14 protein-coding genes are annotated in these 17,909 nt (G+C 73.5%); 5 read left to right on the top strand and 9 right to left on the bottom strand.

The features are described 5' to 3' along the window. The first annotated feature begins 84 nt into the window (after positions 1 to 84). Positions 85 to 648: a hypothetical protein gene (locus ABD954_RS10575; RefSeq protein ID WP_345485649.1), complete on the top strand. Its 564-nt coding sequence runs from the start codon at positions 85 to 87 to the stop codon at positions 646 to 648. A 53-nt stretch (positions 649 to 701) separates the two neighbouring features. Here ABD954_RS10575 and ABD954_RS10570 read toward each other — a convergent pair whose 3' ends face one another. The 7 genes from ABD954_RS10570 to ligD all read right to left on the bottom strand — a co-directional run bounded on the left by ABD954_RS10570 (position 702) and on the right by ligD (position 10,993). Continuing rightward, positions 702 to 2,189 carry a penicillin-binding transpeptidase domain-containing protein gene (locus ABD954_RS10570; protein WP_345485648.1) on the bottom strand — a complete coding sequence of 496 codons (1,488 nt, stop codon included), beginning with the start codon at positions 2,187 to 2,189 and terminating at the stop codon, positions 702 to 704. 10 nt (positions 2,190 to 2,199) lie between these two features. Beyond that, the gene (locus ABD954_RS10565) at positions 2,200 to 3,630 is read right to left on the bottom strand and encodes an FtsW/RodA/SpoVE family cell cycle protein (protein ID WP_345485647.1); all 1,431 of its coding nucleotides are present in this window, start codon (positions 3,628 to 3,630) and stop codon (positions 2,200 to 2,202) included. Between the two features lie 254 nt (positions 3,631 to 3,884). Continuing rightward, positions 3,885 to 5,327: a histidine kinase dimerization/phospho-acceptor domain-containing protein gene (locus tag ABD954_RS10560; RefSeq protein ID WP_345485646.1), complete on the bottom strand. Its 1,443-nt coding sequence runs from the start codon at positions 5,325 to 5,327 to the stop codon at positions 3,885 to 3,887. Beyond that, entirely contained in the window at positions 5,324 to 6,094 is a 771-nt protein-coding gene (locus ABD954_RS10555) for a hypothetical protein (RefSeq protein ID WP_345485645.1), read from the bottom strand. Before ABD954_RS10555 ends, ABD954_RS10560 begins: the two co-directional genes overlap by 4 nt. Positions 6,095 to 6,372: 278 nt before the next feature. Further along, positions 6,373 to 8,466, bottom strand: a complete 2,094-nt coding sequence (locus tag ABD954_RS10550) for a PBS lyase (protein ID WP_345485643.1) — start codon at positions 8,464 to 8,466, stop codon at positions 6,373 to 6,375. A 518-nt stretch (positions 8,467 to 8,984) separates the two neighbouring features. Further along, the gene (locus ABD954_RS10545) at positions 8,985 to 10,088 is read right to left on the bottom strand and encodes an ATP-dependent DNA ligase (RefSeq protein ID WP_345485642.1); all 1,104 of its coding nucleotides are present in this window, start codon (positions 10,086 to 10,088) and stop codon (positions 8,985 to 8,987) included. Beyond that, a complete protein-coding gene (gene ligD / locus ABD954_RS10540; RefSeq protein ID WP_345485641.1) occupies positions 10,085 to 10,993 on the bottom strand; it encodes a non-homologous end-joining DNA ligase in 909 nt (302 codons plus the stop codon). The genes ABD954_RS10545 and ligD overlap by 4 nt, the downstream gene beginning before the upstream one ends. A gap of 106 nt (positions 10,994 to 11,099) precedes the next feature. On the opposite strand from ligD, the gene ku reads away from it, so the two are divergent. The 3 genes from ku (at position 11,100) to ABD954_RS10525 (ending at position 15,361) form a co-directional block, all read left to right on the top strand. Then, a complete protein-coding gene (gene ku / locus ABD954_RS10535; RefSeq protein ID WP_345492076.1) occupies positions 11,100 to 12,167 on the top strand; it encodes a non-homologous end joining protein Ku in 1,068 nt (355 codons plus the stop codon). 356 nt (positions 12,168 to 12,523) lie between these two features. Then, positions 12,524 to 13,294, top strand: a complete 771-nt coding sequence (locus tag ABD954_RS10530) for a 4'-phosphopantetheinyl transferase family protein (protein WP_345485640.1) — start codon at positions 12,524 to 12,526, stop codon at positions 13,292 to 13,294. Positions 13,295 to 13,723: 429 nt separating this feature from the next. Next, a complete protein-coding gene (locus ABD954_RS10525; RefSeq protein ID WP_382745878.1) occupies positions 13,724 to 15,361 on the top strand; it encodes a M4 family metallopeptidase in 1,638 nt (545 codons plus the stop codon). 116 nt (positions 15,362 to 15,477) lie between these two features. On the opposite strand, the gene ABD954_RS10520 is transcribed toward ABD954_RS10525, so the two are convergent. Next, the gene (locus ABD954_RS10520; protein WP_345485639.1) at positions 15,478 to 16,485 is read right to left on the bottom strand and encodes a DUF5954 family protein; all 1,008 of its coding nucleotides are present in this window, start codon (positions 16,483 to 16,485) and stop codon (positions 15,478 to 15,480) included. A gap of 131 nt (positions 16,486 to 16,616) precedes the next feature. On the opposite strand from ABD954_RS10520, the gene ABD954_RS10515 reads away from it, so the two are divergent. Next, entirely contained in the window at positions 16,617 to 17,117 is a 501-nt protein-coding gene (locus ABD954_RS10515) for a YfbM family protein (protein WP_345485637.1), read from the top strand. 93 nt (positions 17,118 to 17,210) lie between these two features. Here the strand turns inward: ABD954_RS10515 and ABD954_RS10510 are convergent, their stop codons facing one another. Then, the gene (locus ABD954_RS10510; RefSeq protein ID WP_345485636.1) at positions 17,211 to 17,882 is read right to left on the bottom strand and encodes a hypothetical protein; all 672 of its coding nucleotides are present in this window, start codon (positions 17,880 to 17,882) and stop codon (positions 17,211 to 17,213) included. Positions 17,883 to 17,909: the final 27 nt, after the last annotated feature.

Raw genomic sequence — 17,909 nt, 5'->3', positions numbered from 1 at the left:
AAGCAGTGCACGGCACCCCGGGGTGCCGTGCACTGCCGCATGTAGTGGACTTTCATCCGAGGTTCTCCGGAAAGGTTGAAGCACATGGACCACGCTGGGCGCCTCGCGCCTGCCGGACTGGTCTTCCTGGGGCTGATGGGCCTGGAACTCCCGCTCATCCCGCCTGCACTCGCCAATATGGCCACGGGATACGAGTCCGCATCCGGGAAGTGGCCGAGGTCGATCGTCGACCGCGACACTTCGGATTTCGTCACCAAGGCGAACGAAAGCTGGTTCGAGCTCCTGAGAGAGGGAAATCTCTTCGGGGACAACGGAGAATTCCTTGTCGCCGTCCCGCTCGAAGAGGGCGGGAACGACCTGTGGTGGGCGCGCGTCACACTGGCCGAATCCTGGGACATGGTGGGGGCGGGCTCCGCCACCGCACTCGGCAGCGGCTTCGGCGAACCGGAGTTCACCACGCTGTCGGTGACCGGAGACGTCGCCGCTTTCTGCTCCTCGCGCGAGTCCTCGGTTCACACCGTCCTGGCAGCCGGATTCTCGGACGTCCCGGATCTTCGTCAGATGGCGGACTGGATCGCCGGCTATCCGGGGACGCCGCGGCAGGAGAAAGCGGCTGCCCGGAGATGGCTCGACGCCACTGGCGGTTGAGGCTAACGAGGGACCGTCCCCACCACCACCGTGGCGGGGGCGGTCCTTCTCTGTCAGCCCCCTCCCCGCCCCCGCCCCTCCGCCTCCAGCCTGAGCCCCTCCTCCATCACCGCCCGCGCGATCGGCGCCGCGCTCCCGCCCCCCGAGATGTCCGTGCGGTCGGCCGACGCGTCCTCCACCACCACGGCGACCGCGACCGCCGGCTGGGCCGAGTCCCTGGCCTGGGCCCAGGCGATGAACCAGGCGTAGGGGGTGCCCGTGTTGCCCAGGCCGTGCTGGGCCGTGCCCGTCTTGCCGCCGACGCGGGCGCCGGGGATGGCCGCGTTGGTGCCGGTGCCTTCCTCGACCGCGCGGACCATCAGGTCCTGGAGGCGGGTCGCGGTGGAGGGACGCATGGCCTGGCGGTAGGTGCGGCGGCCGGTGGTGTCGACCGTGGTGCCGCCCGCCGTCGTGGTGCGCTCGATCAGGTGGGGGTGGGCGATCTCGCCGTTGTTGGCGACCGCCGCGGCGACCAGCGCCATCTGGAGCGGGGTGGCCGTCGTGTTGAACTGGCCGATGGAGGACAGCGCCAGCTGGTCCGGGCTCATGTCGGTGTCGAAGTTCGACCGCGCCACCCAGGACGGGATCCGCAGCCCCGGGTCGTTGAAGCCGAAGTTCCCGGCGGCCTCCACCATCTTCTCCAGACCGACCTTCACCGACAGGCCGGCCATCACCGTGTTGCAGGACCACCGGATGGCGTCGGCGAGCGAGGCGTCCTCGCAGCCGCGGGCCTCGTTCGGGAGCACCTGGCGGGTACCGGGCAGGACGAAGGGGTCCGGCGTGTCGGTCGGGGCGTCGGGGTCCGTCACCACGCCCGCGTCCAGGGCCGCCGCCGCCGTCACGATCTTGAAGGTGGAGCCGGGCGGATACGTCTGCCGGAACGCCCGCGCCAGCATCGGCTGGTTCGGGGAGGTCGTCAGCCGCGCCCACGCGTCCTTCACCTCACGACCCGTGCCCGAAAGGACTCCCGGGTCGTACGACGGGGAGGACACAAGCGCCAGGATCCGGCCGCTCGACGGCTCGATCGCCGCGACCGCGCCCCGCTTCCCGTCGAGGCCCCTGAAGGCCGCCTCCTGCATGCGGGCCCGGATGGTGGTGATCACGTCCCCGCCCGGCTGGCGCCCCCGGCTCACGTCGTTCCACAGGGGCAGCGGGGCGAGCATGGGATCGGTGCCGGACAGGACCGCGTCCTCGGCGTCCTCGACCAGGCTCGTACCGTACGTCTGGGAGGCGTAGCCGGTCACCGGCGCGTACAACGGCCCCTGGGTGTACGTGCGTTCCCAGCGCAGCTGCTGGCCGCTGTCGCGGGAGCCGGTCACCGGCCGGCCGTCCACGACGATCTCACCGCGCGGCTGGCCCCAGCGCGTGATGGCGATCCGGCGGTTGGCCGGGTTGTCGTCCAGCTCGTCCGCCTGGATCACCATCACCCGGGCCGCGTTGAGCAGCAGCGCCACCAGCAGGACCAGGCAGAGCGCCGCCGCCCGCCGGATGTAGCGGATCACCGCGTGTGCCTCATCTCGGGTCCTCCACGTGTCCGTCCGCGACGGGTGCGTCCTCCACGATCGGAGCGATCACGCCGGTGTCCGCCATGTCCGGACGTGGCGCCCGGGCCGAGTCGGAGACCCGGACGAGCAGTGCCACCATCACCCAGTTGGTGACGACCGAGGAGCCGCCCTGGGCCAGGAACGGCATCGCCATGCCGGTCAGCGGGATCAGCCCCATCACCCCGCCCGCGATCACGAAGACCTGGAGCGCCAGGATCGAGGCGAGCCCGATCGCGAGCAGCCGGCCGAAGGGATCGCGCAGCGCGAGGCCGGCGCGGTAGCCGCGGGCCACGATCAGCGCGTACAGCAGGAAGAGGGCGGTCAGGCCGACCAGACCCAGTTCCTCGCCCGCCGTGGCGAGGATGAAGTCCGACTTGGTGGCGAAGCCGATGAGGACCGAGTGGCCGAGGCCCAGGCCCGCGCCCAGCATCCCGCCCGCGGCGAACGCGAACAGCGACTGCGCGAGCTGGCCGGGCCCGTCGCCCGCCCGGATCGAGGCGAACGGGTCGAGCCAGTCCTGCACCCGGCCGTGGACGTGCGGTTCGAGGGAGCCGACGAGGAAGGCCCCGGCGGCCGCGAGGACGAGCCCCACCGCGATCCAGCCGGTGCGGCCGGTCGCCACGTACAGCATGATCACGAACAGACCGAAGAAGAGCAGCGAGGTGCCCAGGTCGCGCTCCAGGACCAGGACGCCGACGCTCAGCACCCAGATCGCCACGATCGGCCCGAGCACCCGGCCGGTGGGGAACTGCAGCTTCCAGGCTTTTCGGCCGGTGTAGGCCAGCGCGTGGCGGTTGGCGGCGAGGTACGCGGCGAAGAAGACCGCGAGCAGGATCTTGGCGAACTCGCCCGGCTGGAAGGAAAGACCGCCGATCCGGATCCAGATCCTGGCGCCGTTCACGGCCGGGAAGAAGATCGGCAGGATCATCAGGCCCAGCGCGGTGGCCACCGACAGATACGCGTACCGCTGGAGCACCCGGTGGTCGCGCAGCAGCAGCACCACCACGATGAACAGGCCCACGCCGAGCGTCGACCACACCAGCTGGGTGGGTGCGGCCCGGTCGCCGGGCGTCTCCAGGTCGAGCCGGTAGATCAGCACCAGGCCGAGTCCGTTGAGCAGAACGGCGATCGGCAGCAGCAGCGGGTCGGCGTACGGGGCGCGCAGCCGGACGGCGAGGTGGGCGAGGAGGGCGAGCAGCCCGAGGCCGGCGCCGTAACGGGCGGCGTCCGGCGGTACGGCGCCGCTGCGGGCCAGGCCGACCTCGGCGTAGCCGTAGACGGAGATCAGGACCGCGCCGACGAGCAGCGAGAACTCCACACCGCGGCGCTTCGGGACGAGCACCCCGGGCGGGGGCGCGTCCTGCGCGGGTCTCGCGTCCGTGGGCGGCGCTGCGGTCATGGTCCGCAACGTAGCAAGCAGTAAGCCTTATGTCCCTTTTGTGTGACGGTGCGCCGTGCCGTGCCGTGCCGTGCGGTGCCGTCTCGTGGCTGCTGCGTTGTCCGGCCGGGCGGGCCGGGCGGGCGGCCGGGCGGGCCGTGCGGGTCGGCCGTGCTTGCCGGGCGGGCGCTACCGGTCGTGCCGGGCGGGTTGGCTGGGGGCGTGCTTGGTGTCGTGCCGGGCGGTTCCGGTCGTGCCGGGCCGTGCCGGTCCCATCAACCGGGGCGGCCCCCACCGGACCGACCGGACCCACCGGGTCCGTCGGTCGCGCCGGGCCCACCGGGTCCGTCGGTCGCGCCGGACCCGTCGGTCGCGCCGGACCCGTCGCCGCCGGCGGCCCCACCTGCTCCGCCGGCCCCACCCGCCCCACCAGCCACCTCGGCCGTGCCGGGTTCCGCGAGCCGTACGTACTCCGGGAGCGTCAGCCGGGCCACGGCCCCGCCGCCCTCCTCCGCCGGCGTGTTGGCGAAGACCAGCTCCGCGCCGATCGCCTCCGCCTGGCCCACCGCGATCGTCAGGCCGAGCCCGTGGCCCTTGCCGCCGCCCTCGGTACGGAAGCGCTGCGGGCCCGCGTCGAGCAGGTACTCCGGATAGCCGGGGCCGTGGTCCCGCACCGTCACCACCGGGCCGTCCACGGTCAGCACCACCGGCGCGACCCCGTGGCCGTGCGCGTTCGTGACCAGATTGCCGAGCACCCGCTCCAGGCGCCGCTTGTCCGTCTCCACCGTCGCCCCGCGCAGCACCCGCACCTCCGTGTCCGTTCCGGAGGCCCGCACCACCCGCTCGGCCAGCGGGCCCAGCTCGTGGACGGCCAGGTCCACCCGCTCGGTGCCCGCGTCGAGTCGGGAGATCTCCAGCAGGTCCTCGGTGAGCGCGCGCATCGCCCGCACCCGGTCCCGGACCAGCTCCGAGGGGCGTCCCTCCGGCAGCAGTTCGGCGGCGGCCGAGAGACCGGTGAGCGGGGTGCGCAGTTCGTGCGCCACGTCCGCGGTGAACCGCTGTTCGTTCTGCAGCTTGCGCTGGAGCGAGGACGCCATGGTGTCGAGGGCGCCGGCGACCGTGGCCACCTCGTCCTGGTGCCGCGCGGGGTCCCGGGTGCGGGGGTCGTCCACGCGCGCGTCCAGGTCGCCCGCGCTGATCCGCCGGGCCACCCGCGCGGTGGCGTGCAGCCGCCGGGTGATCCGGCTGACGGCGAAGGACCCGACCAGCAGGGTCGCCCCGATGGCGAGCAGGGAGGAGGCGAGGATCGAACGGTCGAGCCCGTCGATCGTCTCGGCGCTCTGCGTGTAGTCGATCCGCACCGCCAGGGCGCGCCCGTCCGCCGGGCCCGCCGCCCACATCGTCGGACGGCCCTCGTGGTCGCCCACCATGGTGCCCCGCTCGCCGCGGACCGCGAGCGCGCGCAGCTCGGCGGGCAGCCCGTCCGGGTCCACTCCGGCGAAGCGGGGGAGCGGCTCGCCCGACTCGTAGAGGCGTACGACCTCGCCGAGCCGGGTCAGCGCCTTCTCGCGGGAGTCCCGGACCGTCTCGCCGGCCACCGACACGTGGACGAGCGTGCCGAGCAGCGCGGCCAGCGCACAGCACATGACGGTGATGAAGACCCCGGCCTTCCAGGTAAGGGTCGCGGTCCAGGCGGGCGGCCGGAGGCGGCGCCTCACGGGCCGGCCTCGGGCGGCACCGGTGCGGGGGCGGGGGTGGACGTGGCCGAGGGGCTGACGAACACCGGCGCCGGGACGACCGAGGTGCCCGCGCCGGGTGGCTTGATCCGTACGATCTCGTCCCGGGCCGGCAGCATCGCCCCCTGCTGCTCGTCCCAGGACCACGCGGTCCGGTACTCGTAGCCGGGGATGCCCGCGGAGCTGGCCCGCATGATCAGGTCCCGGCCGGCCACCTCCACGCTGAGCACCTGGTCGGCCGTGGACATGATCCGGGTCAGGCCGCCGTGCTCGGCGAGGTAGACGCGGACGGCGACCTGCTGCTCGGGCATCCGGACGCCGACGATCAGCTCGTCACGGCCGTTGCCGGTGAGATCGCGGTAGTACGGGTCGAGGACCGGGCAGCGCGCGCGGTCGGTGCCGCAGCCCTCGATGGCCCGCACCGTCTCCTCGTACAGGGCGTCGGCGCCGGAGCGGTCCTCGCCGTGCGCCCGCACCTCGGCCTGGAGCACGGCGACGGGGTCGACCGCGTGGACGTCGTTGCCCGGGACCTCGATCCCGGGTACGCGCGCGGTGTCGGTCTCGCCGTAGTCGATCGGCGGACTGGTCGCGGGCGGCAGATCCGGCCAGAGCCGGACCGGGCCGACGGCGGCGGGGGAGCGGCCCGCGCTCTCCAGACCGGCGCGGTGCCCGCAGCCGGTGAGGAGGAGGGCGAGGGCGAGGGCGCACACCGCCAGGGCGGGCGCGGTCGTGGCGGAGAGTGCGCGCACGGTGCGCGCTCTCGGGCTGCTCCTCACTCTGCTCCTCGGGGTCGGCGGCGGGCGGCTCGGGACGAGCGGTCTCCCCGTAGACCTTATTCGCAGGGAAGTCCTTTTTGTCCACCGGGTGGGTGTCCCACCCGGTGGACCCGAGGTGAGCGCGACCGACCCCGAGGTGAGCCCGGTGGACCAGAGGTGAGCCCGGCCGACCCCGAGGAGCAGAGTGAGGAGCACAGTGAGGAGCCGAGGCCCGACGACAGACCCGAGGCCCGACGACAGACCCGAGGCCCTTACAAAAGGCGCCGCTCCATCTGGGTCAGGGCCGCCCGGCACAGCGTGAGGAGCTTCTCGTCGTCGTGGACGTCATGGGAGCCCGCGCCGTCCTCACGGGCGTTGTGGCGTCGTCTTCGGGCCAGCTCGGCGCGGATCACCGGCTCCGCCTCACCCGCCGCCGGGCCCATCTCCGCCAGACATTCGGCGACCGCCACCCTGGCGTGCCGGTTCTCCTCCCAGGCCGCGAGCAGCACCGGCAGCACCGCGGCCGCGTCGCCCTCGACCCGCCACAGCGCCGCCCCCGAGCGCACCCGCACCCACAGGTCACGCGACGCGAGGCCCGCCCGCAGCGCGGCAGCCGCACCGGCCGCCGCCGGGCCGATCGCGCCCAGGGCGCGGGCCGCCACGCACCACTCGGCATCCGTGGCGCCCGGCCGCAGCCACCGCCCCAGCGCGGCCAGGGCCTCGTCGAGCGAACCGTCCAGCGACCACGCCGCCCGCGCCGCCATCGACGAGACCGCGGCCGACTCGGAGACGAGCAGCCGCCGCACGTCGGGCAGCGCCTCCTCCCGCGCCACCGGCCCGAACATCGCCAGGGTCCGCAGACACGCCTCCCGCACCCAGTCCCGGCGGTTCGGCGGCGCCCCGCGCAGCACCCGCAGCACCTCCGGCAGCGCCTGCGTGCCCCGCACCGACGCCAGCGCGAACAGCAGCGGCGCCGCCCGGTCGTAGAGCAGGTCGTCCAGCTCCACCTCGCCCAGCCTGCGCCGCAGCACCGGGGCGAGCGGCAGCGCGGCCGGACCGAGCGCGTCCACCGCGTACAGCAACTCCCGCCGCACCTCGCGCTCCTCCAGGGCCCGCGCGAGCAGCGGGATCGCCCGGGCGTCACCGGCACGGGCGAGGGCGAGCAGCGCCCCGCCGCGGCCGGCCCGCGCACCGGGACCGGGCAGGCCGAGCGGCCCGGTCGGTGCGGCCGCGAGGCGGGCGGCCAGGGCGTCCGAGGCCGGTCCGGCCAGCTCGAAGAGCCGCTCCAGGAAGGACGTGGCGGCCTCGCGCAGCCTCGGCTCCGGGTCGCTCAGCTGCTCCCCGACGAGCCGCACGACCTCCTCGTACCGCCCCCGCCACACCCTGATCAGCCCGCCGCACAGCCAGATCGCGTCCGAGCGCTGCCCCCAGTCGGGGCTGCGCAGCTGGGCCAGGATGAGCGCGATGCGGTCGTCGACCCGGTCGTCGAGGGCGGTGTGCAGGGTACGGAGCAACTCCTCCGTCCACGGGGTGGGGCGGCCCGCCGAGTGCTCCTCCAGGAGTTCGCGGACCTGGCCGATCAGGGTCGGGCTGGCCGTGCGCGGGGTTTCGGCGGGGCGGTCGGGCGGCGCCGAACGCACCTCGTCGAGCAGGACGGTGACCCGCTCCACCACGTCCTCGGGGATCCGGGCCGGCGCGCAGCGGGCGAGCTGGGCGAGGGCCGCGAGCCGCAGCCCGGGCGCCTGCGCGGCCCGCGACAGCCAGCCCAGCCAGTCCACGGTCTCGGCGCGCAGCGACTCGTGCCGCAGCGCGATCCGCCCGACCGCGGCGACCAGGGCGAGCCGCACCTCCGTGTCCCGCTCGACGGTGAGCCGCTCGCGCAGCAGGTCGAGCACCCGGGCCGGGTCGGAGTGCAGGGCGGCCAGCGCGCAGGGCGCCGCGAGCCGCACCTCCGGGTCGGGGTCGTCGACGAGCCCGAAGAACACGTCGGCGCCGGCCGCGACCGCCGCCGCGGCCATCGCGTAATTCGCGGCCGGTATGAACTCCGCGTCGTCCGGGTCGAGTTCGTCCAGCTCCTCCTCGTCGCAGAGGTCGAAGCCGCCGATGCTGGTGAGCAACTCGACGATGCCGCCGCGGTCCTGGACGGTGGGGTCGGCGACGAGTTCCAGGAGGAAGGGGATGCAGGCGAGCGTGGAGTCGTAGACGTCGCCCTGGTGGTGCACGGCCCCGTACATGCCGTCCAGGGCGTTCTCCCGCTCGGCCGGATCGTCGGAGGCGAGCCCGCGCAACAGCTCCGGCACGTCGTCCGCGGGGCCGTACGCATGCCCCAACGAGGCCCAGTCGACCTCCTCGATCCCCGTCAGCATGCCAGGCCGCCTTCCCCGTGAGCCCTGTACCAGGCAGCAAGTGTGCACCAACGCAAGGACAACAAGGACCCGCCTGCGAGACGCGGTGTCGCGAGCCCCGCACGGCCGCTCGCTTTGCGCCACGCACGGGTCCGCGCACCGCCCCGCGCGACCCCCGCGGGGCCCCTGACCGGCCCTCCCGGCGGCGTCGCCACGGGCCCCGACGCCGTGCGGACCGGTGGGTGACGACGGCCGACCGGCACTGTTGTGCACCGGCGCGCACCAACGGGCGTCCGCGGCGGGCGGTCGGGGAGTTTGTCCGGAACGGAGCGTCGGGGAGGGGGAGTCGATATTCAGCCGCCGGGCTCGTTACCGGCGGGGGAGGGGCGGGCTGCTGCGACGGGGATCGGTGCCGAGCCGGTGTTGGTGCCGGTTGCCCGAGCCGGTGCCGGTGTCGGTGTCGGTTGCCCGAGCCGGTGCCGGTGTCGGTTGCCCGAGCTGGTGCCCGAGCCGGTGACGAGGGCTGCGCGGCCGTTCGGTCAGAAGGCCGGGTCGGGAGGCGAGCTCGTGTGCGCGCCCGTGGCCGCGTCCACGTCCGCGTCCGCGTCTGCGCCTGCGTCTGCGTCTGTGTCTGCGTCCGCGTCCTGCGCCGTGCCCGGGGCCGCGTCCTGCGCCGTGCCCGGGGCCGCGCCCGAGGTCGTGCCCCCCGCCGCCTCCTCGGGCGGCGGGTCCGTCTCCCGCACGCGTACGAAGCGGGCCGTGTCCTGGCGGCCCGCGATCAGCCGCAGCTCCATGGTCAGTTGACGGTCGAGCGGTCGTACCGGCCCGTGCTCCGGGTCGTTCACCGGTTCACCGAGGAGCCCCGCCGTCAGCCCGGCCACCTCGCGCGCCTGAGCGCCCGTCAGGCGCGGGGTGGTCCGCAGCCGGCGCCCGTCGGACAGGCGCGCCAGCACGGCGTGCGGGCGGTCCGGCGGCCCGAACACCCCCTCCAGTACGGCGTCTTCGGTGTCCGAGTGCCGGATCTTCCGCCAGGACCAGGTGTGGCCGGGGCGGTAGGTCGAGTTCCACGCCTTGGCCACGACGCCCTCGACGCCCGCCTCCCGCAGCGCGACGAACCAGTCCCGGGCGGTCTCCTCGTCGTCGGTGGCCAGCACCCGCTGGAGCGGCGGCCCGGTGTCCTTGAGGGCCGCGCCGAGCAGCTCCCACCGCTCCCGCAGCGGCCGGCCCCGCAGGTCGTGGCCGGGCAGGGCGAGCAGATCGAAGGCGATGTACGAGACGGGGACGCCGGCCCGCTCGCGTTCCCGGTGCGTACGGAGCAGATCGGTGAAGCTCACCCGTCCCTCGCGGTACGCGCACAGCTCACCGTCCAGGACGATCCCGGCCGGCAGCCGCTCGCCGAGGTAGGCGGCGATGCCGGGGAACTCGCGCGCGAGATCGCGCCGGTTCCTGGACTGGAGGAAGACCTGGCCGTCGTCGAGGACGAAGGCGAGGGCGCGGAAGCCGTCGAGCTTGAGGGAGTACTGGAGGCCGCCGGGGACGCTGCCCTGCCGGGGCAGCTCGTCCGCCGCCTTCGGGCGCATCACGTCGACCGGCGGACGGAGCACGACACCCGCCCCGGCGCCGGGGCCGCGGGCGGGGCTCATGGCGCGGCTCCGGGGGGTGCTGCGGGCAGTGGTGCCGCCGCGGCGGGGTCGAAGAGCGGGGCGAGCAGGTCGCCGTAGTCCTCCAGACGGGGGGCGATGTCGTTCATGAGCAGCACCAGCGTCTCGGGACTCGCGCAGCTCTCCACCTCCTCCCAGGTGACCGGCGCGGAGACGGCCGGCAGCCGGCGGGCCCGCAGGGTGTAGGGGGTGGCCGTGGTCTTGGCGGCGGCGTTCTGGCTGTGGTCGACGAAGACCTTCCCGGGCCGCAGGTGCTTGGCCATCCGGTGCACCACCAGCCTCGGCAGCTCCGCCTCCGCGTCCACCGCGAGCCGGCGCGCGTAGGCGGAGACCTGCTCGGAGGGCGTCGGCTCCAGGGGGACGAGGAGGTGCAGCCCCTTGGAGCCGGAGGTCTTCGCGTACGCCGTGAGACCGTCGGCGGCGAGCCGTTCCCGCAGGTGGAGGGCGACCCGGCAGCATTCGACGATCGTCGCGGGCGGTCCCGGGTCGAGGTCGAGGACCAGCCGGTCGGCGACGGCGGGGGAGGCGGCCCGCCACTGGTGGGTGTGGAACTCCACGACCAGGTTCGCCGCCCACATCAGGGACGCCAGGTCCTGGATCACGACCTGCCGGGCGCCGGGGTCCTCGGAGCGGGGCATGGGGGCGGTGTTCACCCAGGCGGGTGTGCCGGGCGGAGGGTTCTTGGTGAAGAAGAGCTGACCGCCCGGGCCGTCCGGATAGCGCAGGAAGGAGACCGGGCGGTCGTGCAGATGCGGCAGGATCACGGCCTCGACGGTGGCGTAGTAGTGCAGCAGCTCGCCCTTGGTGGTGCCGGAGGCCGGGTGGATGACCTTGTCCAGGTTGCTGAGCGCCAGGCGCCGCCCCGCCACCTCTGTGATGGGCGTCATACGATGAGAATCCCACGATTCCTGCTCATTCATCGCAAATACCACATAAGGGACCTCGGATAGGCAAGGCGCGCACCCGGCGCATCAAGAACGGAAGGGGATGACTGTGCGATCCATCTGGAACGGGGCCATATCCTTCGGGCTCGTCAGCATCCCGATCAAGCTGGTCAACGCCACGGAGAGCCGGTCGGTCTCCTTCCGACAGATCCACGCCGCCGACGGCGGTCGCATCCGCTACAAGAAGGTGTGCGAGCTGGACGGCGCCGAGGTCACCCAGGCGGAGATCGGCAAGGCGTACGAGGACGCCGACGGGACCATGATCCCGATCACCGACGAGGACCTGGCCGCCCTGCCGCTGCCCACGGCGAAGACGATCGAGATCGTCTCCTTCGTGCCGGCCTCGCAGATCGACCCGCTCCAGATGGACGCCGCGTACTACCTCTCCGCCAACGGAGTGCCGGCCGCCAAGCCGTACACCCTGCTGCGCGAGGCCCTGAAGCGCAGCGACAAGGTGGCGGTCGCCAAGTACGCCCTGCGCGGGCGGGAGCGGCTCGGCATGCTGCGGGTCGTGGACGACGTGATCGCCATGCACGGCCTGCTCTGGCCGGACGAGATCCGCGCCCCGGAGGGCGTGGCGCCCGAGACCCCGGTGACGGTACGGGAGGCCGAACTGGACCTGGCGGACGCGCTGATGTCCACGCTCGGCGAGGTCGACATCAGCACGCTGCACGACGACTACCGCGAGGCCGTCGAGGAGATGATCGCCGCCAAGGCAGAGGGCGGGGCCGGCCTCGCGCCCCCCGAGCCGGAGTCGCGCGGCGGCGGCCAGGTGATCGACCTGATGGCGGCCCTGGAGAGCAGCGTGCGCGCGGCGAAGGAGGCGCGCGGCGAGCCGGCGGAGGTCACCGAGCTCAGACCGCGCAAGAAGGCCGCCGCGCGGACGTCGGAGCCGAAGGAGACGGGCGCCAAGAAGTCCACGGCGCGGACGGCGGCCAAGAAGACCGCCGCGGCGCCGGCCCGGAAGTCGACGGCGAAGACCGCGAAGACGGCGGCGAAGAGCACGGAGAAGGCGCCGGCCAAGTCCACGGCGAAGTCCACCGCGAAGTCGACGGCCAAGGGGACGGCGAAGAAGCAGCCGGCGAAGAAGGCGACCCCGCGCAAGCGCTCGGCCTGACGGAAACGGGTACGGGCCTCCCGGCGGAGCGCGGGGCAGGTTTCCCGCCGGGGACAGGGACCGGCGCCTGCTCGGAGCGGGGGCAGGCTTCCGGCGGGAACAGGGGCGGGCTCCTGATGGGAGTGGGGGCGGGCTTCCGGCGGGAAACCGGACGGGTTTCCTGCCAGAAACGTGGACGGGCTCCCGGACAAAACCGAGCGGGCTTCCGGACGGGAGCCGGGGCCGGGCTTCCTGCCAGGCACGGGACGCGCTTTCCGCCGGCGACGTGGACGGGCTTCCTGACGGGGACCGGAGACAGGCTGACGGAGTCACGGGTACGGTCGACGCTGCTGCCGCACCCTGGAGGACACCCAACCATGCAGGCCGAGGTCTGGCTCCTGGAGCTCGACGAGACACCCGGAGCCGCGTTCGCCGCCGGGCTCGACACGACCGTCCTGGACGCGCGGGAGCGCGAACGGGCCGCCGCCTTCGTACGACCCGTCGACCGCACCCTGTACACCGCGGCGCACGTCGCGCTGCGCACCGTGCTCGGCGGCCTGCTCGGCGAACGCCCCGAGGACCTGGCCTTCACCCGCGAGCCGTGCCCGTGCTGTGGCGCGGCGCACGGCCGCCCCGCGCTCGCCGTGCCCGGCGGTGATCCCTCCGTACCGCCGCCGCTGCATTTCTCCCTCTCGCACACCAGGGGCATGGTTCTGATCGCCACGGCCCCCGTCCCGGTCGGCGCGGACGTCGAACTGCGGCCCGCGCCGGAGACCGTGGCCGACCTGCTGTCCGTCCTCCACCCCCGGGAGCGGGCCGACATCGAGGCCGAGGAGGAGCCGGGGCGGCGGGCCGCCGCGTTCGGCCGGATCTGGGCGCGCAAGGAGGCGTACCTGAAGGGCCTCGGCACGGGCCTCGGCCGTGCCACCACCCTGGACGACCTCGGCGGCGACGGTGACGGAGACCAGGCCGGCGCGGGGGAGCACGGCCGCCGCCCGGAGGGGTGGACGCTGTACGACCTGCCCTGCGGCCCGGCCCACCACGCCGCCGTGGCCCTGCGCTCCGAGCGCACCACGACCCGGCGGCCGCTCCTGCACCACCTCGCGCCCGAGACGCTGCGGGGCGGCGCGGCGCCCAGCCGGGCCTGATCCGGCACCTCCCACGCACCGTTCCCGAAGGGCGGCCCACCGCCGCCCACGGCGGTCCTTCCCTGCCTGGGGCGGCCCTTCCCTGCCCGGGGCGGCCGTTACTCGCCCGCGGTAGCCCGTCCTTGCCCGCGGCTGGGTCCCGCCCGGCGTTGCCGTTACTCGCCCGCGGCCACCCTCTCCGCGTGCGGTAACCCCTCCTCGCCCGCGCCTCCCTCCCCGCCCGCGGCTACCCTCCCCCGCCCCTACCCGACCCCTGTACGACCCTCAGGGCGGTCAGCTCCCCGTATAACGGACGGAGTTGGCCGCCCTTCGGACAACTGATGGTCAAATCCTTGTTGCATACCTGTCAATCAGGGCTGCTCGCTGGCACGCTCGCTTCCGCACCACCCCCCACACAGATCCCCCACGCGTAACAGCGAAGGAGCCCGCGTGACCCGCCAGCAGTCCTCGCACCGTCGTACCACCGCCCGAGCCGCCGCCCTGCTCGCATCGGCCGCCATGGTCGTCGTCGGAGTCCAGACCGGATCCGCCAACGCCGATGCCCAGGTGACCCCGGGTGCCCAGCAGGCCCAGCGTGAGGCCGGTGCGACCGCGCTCGTGCTGACCGGCACCCAGCGCGCCGCCGCCCTCCAGGAGGCCCAGTCCGGCGCGGCCGCCACCGCCCGGGCCATCGGACTGTCCGGCCAGGAGAAGCTGGTCGTCCGGGACGTCGTCAAGGACGCGGACGGCACCGTGCACACCCGCTACGAGCGGACCTTCGAGGGTCTGCCGGTCCTCGGCGGCGACCTCGTCGTGCACCAGAAGAAGAACGGCGCCCGCTCCACCACCAAGGCGACCGGCGCCCGCATATCCGTGCCGAGCACCACCCCGGCCGTCTCCGCCGCCGCGGCGCGGACCGCGGCGCTGTCCGCCGCCGAGGCCACCGGGGAGAAGCCCTCCACCTCCCGCAAGGTGGTCTGGGCCGCCACGGGCAAGCCGACCCTGGCGTGGGAGACGGTCGTCACGGGCCTCCAGCACGACGGCACGCCGAGCGAACTGCACGTCATCACCGACGCGACCACCGGCAAGGAGCTCTACTCCTACGAGGCCATCGAGACCGGCGTCGGCAACACCCAGTACAGCGGCCAGGTCACCCTCGGCACCGCGCCGTCCTTCACGCTGACCGACACCGCTCGCGGCGGCCACAAGACGTACGACCTCAAGGGCGCCACCAGCGGCACCGGCACCCTCTTCACCAACTCCACCGACGTCTGGGGCAACGGCCTCGCGAGCAACCGCGAGACCGCCGCCGCCGACGCCCACTACGGCGCGGCCGTCACCTGGGACTTCTACAAGAGCGAGCTCGGCCGCAACGGCATCCGCGGCGACGGCGCGGCCGCCTACTCGCGCGTCCACTACGGCAACGCGTACGTCAACGCCTTCTGGTCCGACCAGTGCTTCTGCATGACGTACGGCGACGGCGCGAACAACGCCAAGCCGCTGACCTCCCTCGACGTGGCCGGCCACGAGATGACCCACGGCCTGACCTCGGTCACCGCCGGGCTGCGCTACAGCCGCGAGTCGGGCGGCCTGAACGAGGCCACGTCCGACATCCTCGGCACCTCCGTCGAGTTCTACGCGGCCAACGCCTCCGACGCCGGCGACTACCTCATCGGCGAGAAGATCGACATCCGCGGCAACGGCACCCCGCTGCGCTACATGGACAAGCCCAGCAAGGACGGCAACTCCGCCGACTACTGGTCCAGCGGTCTCGGCCGCCTCGACGTCCACTACTCCTCGGGCCCGGCCAACCACTTCTTCTACCTGCTGTCCGAGGGCAGCGGCACGAAGACCATCAACGGCGTGGTCCACAGCTCCCCGACCTACGACGGCTCGACCCTCACCGGCATCGGCCGCCAGAAGGCGTACAAGATCTGGTACAAGGCCCTGACCACGTACATGACCTCCTCCACCACCTACGCCGGTGCCCGCACCGCCACCCTCTCGGCGGCGACGGACCTCTACGGCGCGGGCAGCGCGGAGTACAACGCGGTGAACGCGGCCTGGGCCGCGGTCAACGTCAAGTGACGGAACGGGAGGGGGAGGAGCGGCGGCCCTCCCCCTCCCCGCTCCCTCCCCGGCTCTGCCTGTGAGCTTCCCTCCCGACGCCTCTCCCCGGCTCCGCTTTCGGGTCCTGCCGGGGCTCAACCGCCGTGGTGCACGGTCCCGTCGAGGTCCATCGTGGGATGCATCTTGATCGGCCCGTACTCGTCCACGTCGGAGGGGCGCGGCGTCTCCGGCCCGTCCGGCCCGAACCGGACCAGGCGCTCCACCCGGCAGATCCGGAAGAGCCGGCCGCCCACCCGGGCCTCGTCGGCCCGGCCGGCGGCCCGGAACTCCTCACCGGCCAGCCGATAGCGCTCCGCCTTGTCCTTCGGGTACTTGTAGATCCGGGCCCACATGTCCGTCATCCCGGAGTAGAGCAGCCGCCGCGCCTCGTGCGGGGTCGGCTGCAGTCCGCCCCTCGGCTGCCACCCCGCCCCGTTCCGCTCGGCCACGCCGAAGGTGACCGGCAGCAGGGCGATGTCGGGGTGGGTCTCGACGGCTCGGAGCGAATCGTTCCGTACGCGGGCGGGGTAGCGGTCGCCGGTGTACGCGAAGGTACGCAGCCCCAGCTTCAGCGCCTCCTGGGTGAGGCCGTCCGTCCGCTCGGGGGTCAGCACGAACCCGAGGTCGGGCGAGGGCGGCCCGTTCCGGTCGTCCCAGGAGGGCTCGGCCGGATCGGGGTCGGTCGGCCGGGGCGGTTCGAGCCCGTCGTCCCCGCTCCGCGCGAACTCGTCGGCGCGCACGATCCGGTAGCGCTCGCCGACGGCCTGGACCTCGTTCACGGGCTCCTTCTCCAGGATGGCGACGGCCGCCAGCAGATCGCGCCGCACCTCCGGATCGTCGGTGTCATCCTTGGCTCGGAACCACAACAGGGAGTTCAGACTGTCCCGCGCCTCCTGCGGCATCCCGGCCCCGATCTCCCGGACCACCTCCCATCCCTGGCCCCGCTCGACCGCGACGCCGAACAGGGGCCCGCGCAGGGCGAGTTGTGGATACCGCAAGGAAGCCTCGACCCCGCTGGCCTCCTTGACCCACTCCACGGGATCGTCCCGCCCGACCATCTCCAGATGAGCCCGCTCGAGCCGTCGCTTCCAGTCATCAGTCATGCACGCATTGTGGCGGCGCCGGGGTCGGCGGCGCGAGGGAATCGGTCCAACTTCCCCGGCTGTTGGGCTCACGGCCCGGCGCGCCCCACGCCCCGGGCGCCGCTGTCAGTGGCGCTGCCTAGCATTCGTCCATGAGCATGATCGGTGAGTACTTCCGTGTGACGCCGGCTGAGCTGGAGCGCGCCGTCGAGGACCCGGACCGGGCTCTCGACCGCATCGAGGAGACCTTGGACGCCGAGGAGGAGTCCGGGCCTCCACCGGCCGAGGCCCGCCACTTCTCCACGTACAAGGCGTGGCACCCCCTGGACTTCCTGCTGCGGCGTTCCGGCTTCCCGGTGGACGTCATCCACGGTGAGGAGCCGCTGGGGGAGGCCGACGACTGGGGCTACGGCCCGCCGCAGTACCTCCCCGCCCCTCGCGTCCGCCTCGCCGCCGACACCCTCGGCACCCTGACGTACGACCGGCTCCTCGACGGAGTCGACCCGGCCGAGCTCACGGCGGCGGAGATCTACCCGCTGGGCTGGGAGGACCGCGACTCGCTGGAATGGGGCGGGGACCACTTCTGCGGTCTGACCGAATACCTGACGGCGGCGGCCCGGGCCGGGGACGCGGTCATCGTCTGGCTCGACTGACGACGGACCGGGCCGTCGCCATGCAGGGGCCGGAAGCGGAGGGTGGGGGTCCGTGGGCGGTCCGACCGGGTCAGGCTGAGAGGTGGCCGGGGGTTACTTCCGGCCGGGGGTCCATTTCATCCCGAGCCGGTAGGCCCGGGAGATCACGTCTTGAACGCCGGGGCCGTCCGCGGGGGTGAACCAGCGCACCTCGCGTTCGATGACGAGTTCGCCCTTCTGGCGCTTGATGAGGGCGATGGCGCACGCGTGCGCCTGCGGCGGGCACTCGTCCAGAACCATCCGGAAACGGTCGCCGCGGTCGGAGGTCATGGTCACCACCGCGTCGAGGCCGCGGAAGTCGCCCGAACCCTTGTAGATGTAGACGAAGAGCAGGAGCTTCTGGAACTCGGCCTGGTGGTCCAGGTTGATGACCAGGTTCTCTCCCGCTTCCCGGGCCCCGGTCCGGTCGTCCGCGTCGAGGGCGACATACGGGAAGCGGTCCACCGCGCCGAAGGCGTTTCCCAGGGCCTGGACCACGGTCTTGGAGCCGTCGGTGCACCGGATCATGCAGCCGAGGTCGAGATCCACCGCCCCGGCCGCAGCCGATCGCAGCGATGCCCGGATCCGGCCGAGCAGACCACGAGCTTCGCCGGCCGCTCGCTGTGCGGAGGCCTGCGGTGAGGTCCAGTTGAGGTTGACCTTGATCAGACCCGAGGTCACGCCGTGCTTGTCCAGGGAGACCGTGGGCGAAGCCTTCGTCAGGTTCACGGTGGCGGGCTTGGTCATGCGGCACCTTTCGGGAGGATCCGGGGG

Source organism: Streptomyces roseoviridis, assembly GCF_039535235.1.
In the GTDB taxonomy this organism is placed as follows: domain Bacteria; phylum Actinomycetota; class Actinomycetes; order Streptomycetales; family Streptomycetaceae; genus Streptomyces; species Streptomyces roseoviridis.
This window is presented reverse-complemented; position numbering and strand designations above follow the sequence as displayed.

Coding starts and splice junctions, on each gene's coding strand:
- ABD954_RS10545 (WP_345485642.1), bottom strand. CDS start 10,088: ATGAGCCCCGCCCGCGGCCCCGGCGCCGGGGCGGGTGTCGTGCTCCGT.
- ABD954_RS10565 (WP_345485647.1), bottom strand. CDS start 3,630: ATGACCGCAGCGCCGCCCACGGACGCGAGACCCGCGCAGGACGCGCCC.
- ligD (WP_345485641.1), bottom strand. CDS start 10,993: ATGACGCCCATCACAGAGGTGGCGGGGCGGCGCCTGGCGCTCAGCAAC.
- ABD954_RS10530 (WP_345485640.1), top strand. CDS start 12,524: ATGCAGGCCGAGGTCTGGCTCCTGGAGCTCGACGAGACACCCGGAGCC.
- ABD954_RS10510 (WP_345485636.1), bottom strand. CDS start 17,882: ATGACCAAGCCCGCCACCGTGAACCTGACGAAGGCTTCGCCCACGGTC.
- ABD954_RS10575 (WP_345485649.1), top strand. CDS start 85: ATGGACCACGCTGGGCGCCTCGCGCCTGCCGGACTGGTCTTCCTGGGG.
- ABD954_RS10520 (WP_345485639.1), bottom strand. CDS start 16,485: ATGACTGATGACTGGAAGCGACGGCTCGAGCGGGCTCATCTGGAGATG.
- ABD954_RS10515 (WP_345485637.1), top strand. CDS start 16,617: ATGAGCATGATCGGTGAGTACTTCCGTGTGACGCCGGCTGAGCTGGAG.
- ABD954_RS10550 (WP_345485643.1), bottom strand. CDS start 8,466: ATGCTGACGGGGATCGAGGAGGTCGACTGGGCCTCGTTGGGGCATGCG.